8 protein-coding genes are annotated in these 6841 nt (G+C 46.9%); 5 read left to right on the top strand and 3 right to left on the bottom strand.

Annotation, left to right across the window (positions count from 1 at the left end):
- Window positions 1-413: 413 nt before the first annotated feature.
- Window positions 414-1517, top strand: a complete 1104-nt coding sequence (locus QUB16_RS32480) for a site-2 protease family protein (protein ID WP_333322458.1) — start codon at window positions 414-416, stop codon at window positions 1515-1517.
- A gap of 159 nt (window positions 1518-1676) precedes the next feature.
- On the opposite strand, the gene QUB16_RS32485 is transcribed toward QUB16_RS32480, so the two are convergent.
- The 3 genes from QUB16_RS32485 to QUB16_RS32495 all read right to left on the bottom strand — a co-directional run bounded on the left by QUB16_RS32485 (window position 1677) and on the right by QUB16_RS32495 (window position 3434).
- Window positions 1677-1877, bottom strand: a complete 201-nt coding sequence (locus QUB16_RS32485; RefSeq protein ID WP_333322459.1) for a hypothetical protein — start codon at window positions 1875-1877, stop codon at window positions 1677-1679.
- A gap of 912 nt (window positions 1878-2789) precedes the next feature.
- The gene (locus tag QUB16_RS32490) at window positions 2790-2936 is read right to left on the bottom strand and encodes a hypothetical protein (RefSeq protein WP_333322461.1); all 147 of its coding nucleotides are present in this window, start codon (window positions 2934-2936) and stop codon (window positions 2790-2792) included.
- 108 nt (window positions 2937-3044) lie between these two features.
- The gene (locus tag QUB16_RS32495; RefSeq protein WP_015179394.1) at window positions 3045-3434 is read right to left on the bottom strand and encodes an AbrB family transcriptional regulator; all 390 of its coding nucleotides are present in this window, start codon (window positions 3432-3434) and stop codon (window positions 3045-3047) included.
- Window positions 3435-3699: 265 nt separating this feature from the next.
- Here QUB16_RS32495 and QUB16_RS32500 point away from each other — a divergent pair, with 265 nt between their 5' ends.
- The 4 genes from QUB16_RS32500 (at window position 3700) to pyrR (ending at window position 6705) form a co-directional block, all read left to right on the top strand.
- Entirely contained in the window at window positions 3700-4143 is a 444-nt protein-coding gene (locus QUB16_RS32500) for an Rrf2 family transcriptional regulator (RefSeq protein ID WP_006635345.1), read from the top strand.
- Window positions 4144-4181: 38 nt separating this feature from the next.
- The gene (locus tag QUB16_RS32505) at window positions 4182-4583 is read left to right on the top strand and encodes a GFA family protein (RefSeq protein ID WP_333148091.1); all 402 of its coding nucleotides are present in this window, start codon (window positions 4182-4184) and stop codon (window positions 4581-4583) included.
- 109 nt (window positions 4584-4692) lie between these two features.
- Window positions 4693-5772 (top strand): adenosylcobinamide-phosphate synthase CbiB, encoded by a 1080-nt coding sequence (gene cbiB, locus QUB16_RS32510; protein ID WP_333322463.1) that lies wholly within the window; start codon window positions 4693-4695, stop codon window positions 5770-5772.
- A 399-nt stretch (window positions 5773-6171) separates the two neighbouring features.
- Window positions 6172-6705 carry a bifunctional pyr operon transcriptional regulator/uracil phosphoribosyltransferase PyrR gene (pyrR, locus tag QUB16_RS32515; RefSeq protein ID WP_333322462.1) on the top strand — a complete coding sequence of 178 codons (534 nt, stop codon included), beginning with the start codon at window positions 6172-6174 and terminating at the stop codon, window positions 6703-6705.
- The last annotated feature ends 136 nt before the right edge of the window (window positions 6706-6841 follow it).

A 6841-nucleotide genomic window follows, 5' to 3' on the forward strand; every position in this document is an offset into this window, starting at 1 on the left:
GAACAGGCATCTTGCCTGTTGCTGACAGAGGTGCAAACAGAAAATCCATCTGTTGTGGAACAGGCATCTTGCCTGTTGCTGACAGAGGTGCAAACAGAAAATCCATCTGTTGTGGAACAGGCATCTTGCCTGTTCATGACAGAGGTGCAAGATTTGAGTTAAAAGCGACTGAAAACTAAAACTGAAAACTAAAACAGATATCCTCCTCAAGCCTCATAGCAAGAACTTCCGTTTTGAGATAAGGATTTTTAACCCCTAGCGGGCCAAACCGCAGTCGGCGGTAATTATTCAGCAAACCGAACCTCCACAGACGGATAACACCCTAATTGAAGCATTAACATCGCCGTTACGTTTCGTTACGATAAGGAGACAGAGAGAAAAACCTCTCATTCGTAAAATCAGAGGTAGCCATTATGAACGGTACATTTCGCGTCGGCAACCTGTTTGGGATTCCCTTCTTTGTCAACGCATCTTGGTTTTTAGTTCTGGGTTTAGTAACCTGGCAGTACGGCGGCGCATTAGCTGCCCTGTTTCCCACATTGGGCCCCGTAGTGCCCTGGATGCTGGGATTATTCACAGCGTTACTGTTATTTGCTTCCGTATTAGCCCACGAATTAGGACACAGTTGGGTAGCCATCAAACAGGGAATTGGCGTGAAATCGATTTCGCTATTTCTGTTTGGCGGACTGGCTAATTTAGAAAGAGAATCCAAAACCCCAGCCGAAGCATTTTGGGTAGCCATTGCAGGCCCGTTGGTTAGCTTATTTTTATCCGGTTTGTTAACAGCGATCGGCATCGGTGCTGGACTCACAGGCCCCGCAGCGGCCATCGTCGGACTTTTAGCTTCCATCAACTTAGTTCTAGCCTTATTTAACTTAATTCCCGGTTTGCCCCTCGACGGCGGCAACATCCTCAAAGCGATCGTCTGGAAAATTACCGGCAACCCTTACAAAGGTGTAATTTTTGCTAGCCGCGTCGGTCAAATAATTGGTTGGATTGCCATTGCTACAGGCGTATTCGGCAATATTTGGAATCTGGTAATCGGTTGGTTCTTACTGCAAAATGCCGGTCAATCTGCACAATATGCCACAGTCCAAAATAAACTAGCAGGATTGACAGCCGCAGATGCTGTGACGCCCGAAAGCCCGATCGTCTCCCAAGACTTGTCCCTCAGAGAATTTGCCAACAATTACGTTATCGGTAGCGCCCATACCTGGCGCAGGTTCCTGGCAACAGATGATGCCGGACAATTGGTAGGGGCGATCGACCTTGACGACCTCAAAACCATTCCTACCGGACGCTGGCCCGAAGTTTTAGTGAAAGAACTCCTGAAGCCGATCGAGTTTTCCACAACCGTCAAACCAGAATTATCCCTCCTCGAAGTCGTCACCCTCCTAGAACAACTCAAAGTACAAGAACTACCGGTCATTCGCGAAAATGGTGTCCTTGTCGGACTTGTAGAAAAAGCTGAAATTGCCCGCTTGTTGCAAAGACAAGCCGAAGCGAACCCCGCTTAATATCCTCAGATACTTGACAAATAATAGTTAACCCCCTCGATTTCCCCTTACCAAAAGGGCGATCGGGGGGGTTAACTGTAAGTTTAATTCACCGCGCTCGATCGCTTCAGCGTTAAGTTGATTTACCTACTGGGTATGTTCGAGAAAAGAAATCAGCTTTTATTCAACTCTCTTTCCCGTCTGGGCGATCAATTTCTCGGCGAGCTCTTCGACTGCTTTGTCTCCGTTGCGAAAGGACAGATAGCCGACAATCCCAACTGCTGCGACGATTTGCAGCACAAAAGAGGCCACTAGAACGCAACGCAGGGGGATTTTTGTTTGGTGTTGAGAAGTTTTAGTCGCGAATCGGGGCAAAGGCATAGGCTGATGACTAATTGCTCCCTAACACTTTAACTGTTCCAGCCTGTAATTGCACTTACGGGCGATCGAGGTGTTTCCTTGCCCTCAAAACACCTCCCACACAGACACAAATCATGAGCAAGCACGAGACTTATAGCTGGTAAAAGTATAGTCATCTATTACATGACATGGGAGGCCTTCGGCCCCTCCCCCTTCACTTTTACTTTGAGCGGATTGACCCGCCTCGGCTGAGCTACGCAGCTCCCTATCCCATTGCTCAATGCTTTTGGGAGTGCTTTTGCCACGCTCGTGTAATACCCCTTCACGAAGCGCATTAATTAACAAACCATCTGTGGTTTTGTACAAACCTCTGTGGATGTGTTTGCCAATCGCGTCGCTGCATGAGTGATAGGTGTGGCTCGTAAATAAAGGCAGCGTTGAAAGCGGTTGCTTGGGCAGTCCAAATCCTTCTGATCAGTCAGCATATACTACTCCTGACTATCTTTGACGAGAAACTTAATGAAGTTTTACAATACAATTTTAGATTTTAGACTTCGAGGGTGAGCGCTCAGTCGAACGATTGGGAGCATCTCAGTTTTGTAAAAAGCATTTTTTTTATTGTAGTGCGAGCGTCCCCGCTCGCGTATTGTACAATACGCGAGCGGGGACGCTCGCACTGTAAATGCAAAACTGAGATGCTCCCGAACGATTTTAGATTTTAGATTAAATAATTGGGGATGAAGGAGGAAGCTCGTGCTTTGGAGTTTGCCGACAGTTGCATTCTTTTTTTTAAACTGGTATTACGGACTCTTGGCCCAGAATACCTCCGCCATTTTCTTGCTTTGTTCGGTTTCGTAGCTCAACCTAACCTGCTTCTTGCCTGGAACCTCGACCATCGAAACTCAACATTCATCCGTTACATCCGGTACAAAATCAGTTGCCGAACTTCTCTTCAACAGCTACGCGGAAAATCCCCCGCTTGTCCAAACGGATATAGCGAGGGGCAAGAATAGGTATTCTCGGAAAATATAAAGTGGTGGCAGTGGCTTTTGTCGAGCCATTGCCATCTATAGAAGCCATACTTTTTTAGGCTCACAGAAAGATTTCAGAGCCAACTCTCTGCTTGCAGTCAATGCTTGAAGTCAAACCAACCTGTTCAAGCAAGAAGTCAAAGCAAGTCGTAAAAGCCTAGGATTCTTCTTCTTCTCGATCGATTTGGCGCAGGTGAATGTGCTTGCGTCCCAGAGAGATTTCAAATTCATCTCCTGGCTGGAGTTCCATCTGTTTCGTGTAGGCGGCTCCAATCAGTAAGTTGCCGTTAGATTGAACGCTAATCCGATAGCTGGCAGAGCGTCCGCCGCGTCCATTGCCGTTTTGCTTCCCGTCTAGCTGAATGCCTTCTGCATCAATCAGCGCATTCAGGAATTTCATCATGTTGACCCGTTCTACGCCGTTCTTGGTAACGGTGTAGTAGCCACAGGCTCTAGCTTTTTCTTCCTTGGTAAGGTTCTCTAGGTCTTTGACCTTTTTGATCAGATCTTCGCCTTCAAGGGGTTCGATATTTTTCTTTTTAGCCATTTACTGAGTCCTGAAATATTCAACTGGTGTACGGATTTTTTCTCGGTTGGTTTTTGGTTTGACCAAGAAACTTTAGCTTTATAGCTGGTCGTAAAACCATATTACACCGATCGGCTCAATTGTTAACCACTATTATCTAAATATTTTTAACAACCTGCAGTCTTTCTTGAGGAGTAGCTGCAGCCGGTGCGAGCAATCTCTAAACTCGGTAGCATAAGCTATCAGCTATCAGCTAGCTGAATATTTGCCCCGCTCTTAAAATCTCATGAAGTTAACCACACGCGGACACTACAGTGTCAAAGCATTACTGGATCTAAGTTTGCAACCTCGCTTTGGCCCGACATCGGTGAAATCGATAGCGAAGCGACAGGAGTTACCTGCTCCGTATCTAGAAAAATTGCTGATTGAAATGCGACGAGCCGGTTTAGTCCAATCTGTTCGGGGTTCCCAAGGAGGATATCAATTAGCCCGCCAGCCCGCTCAAATCTCTTTAGGACAAATCTTAGAGGCTGTAGGTGAAACTATTGAACCTTTACCTCGACATTTTCCCGACGCGACACAAGCAGAGGACTGGGTAACATTCAGTTTGTGGAACCGATTGCACAAAAAACTTGCCGAAGCGCTGTACAGTATTTCCCTCGAAGACTTATACTATGATGTCCGCAGTTGGCAAGCGGCTCTTGGGGAAGAAACTAGCTTTATCATTTAAATGGTAAGTTCATTCATTCGATCGCTCTTCTAGCACACATGGACGCAACACTTGTTACCTACTTTGGCGGCTGTCACTGCGGTGCTGTCCGCTTCCGTGTCGCCGTTGACAAACACGAAGCATCTGATTGCAACTGCTCTATCTGTAAAAAGAAGGGATTTTTGCACCTCATTGTGCCGCCGGAACGTTTTACCTTGCTCAGCGGCGAAGATGTTTTGACAACCTATACATTTAATACAGGAACTGCTCAACATACTTTCTGCCGAATTTGCGGCATTCACTCGTTCTATCGCCCCCGATCGCATCCCGATCATTTCGATGTCAACGTCCGCTGTCTTGACGACTATGCCATCGAACACTTTCAGATCCTACCCTTTGACGGTGTTAATTGGGAGCAGAACGTACACTTGCTCCGCGACGAAAGTAATCTCAGCCGTTAAAATTGCAGCTCAAAAATCTTGCCTCCGCAAGGGTAGGAGTAGTTAAAACCTGCGCTACCATTGCGATCGCTCCTGCTCGGCCGGACTATCAAGTTTGACACAATATATAATGATGCCGGATGAATTTCCTGTTTTGATTTTAGCTGCGGTGTTGGATTATTCGATCGGCGATCCTTGGGGTTGGCCGCATCCCGTGCAGGCGATGGGTTGGGCGATCGACCGCTATACTCGATTTGTCTTTAATATATGGAATAATCCCGCAGGTAAAATGCCTGAAGCAGAGGATCGTCCCGCTGGCGAGCGGCACAAACTGCTGCTACGAGGTGCTGGTACAATACTAGCGATCGGGCTGATTGTAGGCAGTTATACTGTCAGTTGGTCGATCGTCCAAGCTGCTAGTTGGGTACATCCTCTTTTAGGTATTGCCATACAGACCATTTTGCTGGCAAGCTGTTTTGCAGGTCGCAGTTTGAGGGCCGCAGCAGAAGATGTGCTAGCACCTTTAAATGTTGGAGATTTAGTCAAGGCGCGAGAAAGGTTGAGCCTTTACGTCGGCCGGGATACCGAAAACTTATCCGAGCCGGAAATTCTGCGAGCAGTGTTAGAAACTGTAACAGAGAATGCAGTCGATGGCGTGACAGCACCGCTATTTTATGCCTTACTTGGGTTCGCTCTGCCGCATCTATTATTAAGTGTTACCGATCGCCCGATCGATCCTAACTCGATGTGGGCGAGTGCGATCGTCCCCTTGGCGATCGCTTACAAAGCAGCCAGCACATTAGATTCTACCGTCGGCTACAAAGAAGCGCCATACACCGATTTAGGATGGTTTAGCGCCAAACTAGAAGACGTGCTGACGTGGATTCCTTGCCGGCTAACAGTGATTACTTTAGCCGTTATATCTGGCAAACCGATTTACATTTGGCAAATTTGTCAGAGAGATGCTGTTAAAGATGCCAGCCCCAATTCCGGTTGGAGCGAGTGCGTTTACGCCGCCATCTTGGGAGTACAACTAGGAGGTACCAATTCCTATCGCGGAGTTCTCAAAGACAAACCGCTGTTAGGCGAGCCGGTTCACCCGATCGCAGCGCCGCTAATTTGCCAAGCATTGCAATTAACTCGGTATTGCTTTCTGATTTGGTTGGGACTATCATTGCTTTTTTATACCTTATTATGTTTGAGTCGCTAACTGATGACCTCACCCGAACAGTCCAGGAGACAGAAATAACGTATTTCTGTCCTTGTTAGCGATCCAAGCATTGCAATCGCAGCATCGGCTTTTCATCCATTCGGGGTAAGTCCTGCAGAAGACAGAGATCAGCCACCGACAGCAGCAAAAAAAGTTTTGACCGAAAGCATCCAGGATACAAGCCCCCGGATTCATCCGTCCAGAAATAAAAAACCTGTATCCGATAAACTTGCCCCCGAATTTATCCGTAGGGTCAATGCTAAAATCTAAAATCTAAAATCTAAAATCTAAAATCGATTGACCTTTGTTCAAACCCCCAGATTCATCGGTCAAGTCCATCTATCTAAAATCTAAAATTGTTCGATCCGCCAACAGCCAACAATTAGCTCGCAGCAACCCATGACTAAAATTATCCAAATTTTATCCCCTGATGAAGTGAGGCGCACTCTCACCCGCGTCGCTTCCCAGATTGTCGAAAAATCAGGGAATCCCTCGGAGTTAGTGCTGTTGGGCATTCATAGTAGAGGAGTGCCTTTAGCTCAAATTTTGGCAGATCAAATTGAAGTGCTCGAACAAGTCAAAGTATCCGTGGGCGCTTTGGATATTACCTTTTACCGAGATGACTTGGATCGAGTTGCGATGCGGACACCGGCTAAAACAGAAATTCCTTTCGATTTGACGGGCAAAACCGTGGTGTTGGTAGATGACGTTATATATAAAGGCAGAACGAGTCGAGCGGCTTTGAATGCGGTAAACGATTACGGGCGGCCGGAGAAAATTTGGTTGGCGGTATTAGTCGATCGCGGCCACCGAGAAGTACCCATTCAGCCGGATTTTACAGGTAAAAAGTTGCCGACTGCAAAGGAAGAACAAGTTAAGGTTTACGTTCAAGAACTCGACGGGCGGGACGGAGTGGAGTTAATTAAGGGTTGATACGATTTGAGATTTGAGATTTGAGATTTTAGATGGGCAAAACTGACTGTTCGACTAAATTAGGAATGAGAATTAAATAACTTCCACAAGATTGTGGGATGGGCGTCCCGCCCGTCCTTTTTGGACGGGCGGGACG

The organism is Microcoleus sp. D3_18a_C4, assembly GCF_036702415.1.
GTDB lineage: Bacteria > Cyanobacteriota > Cyanobacteriia > Cyanobacteriales > Microcoleaceae > Microcoleus.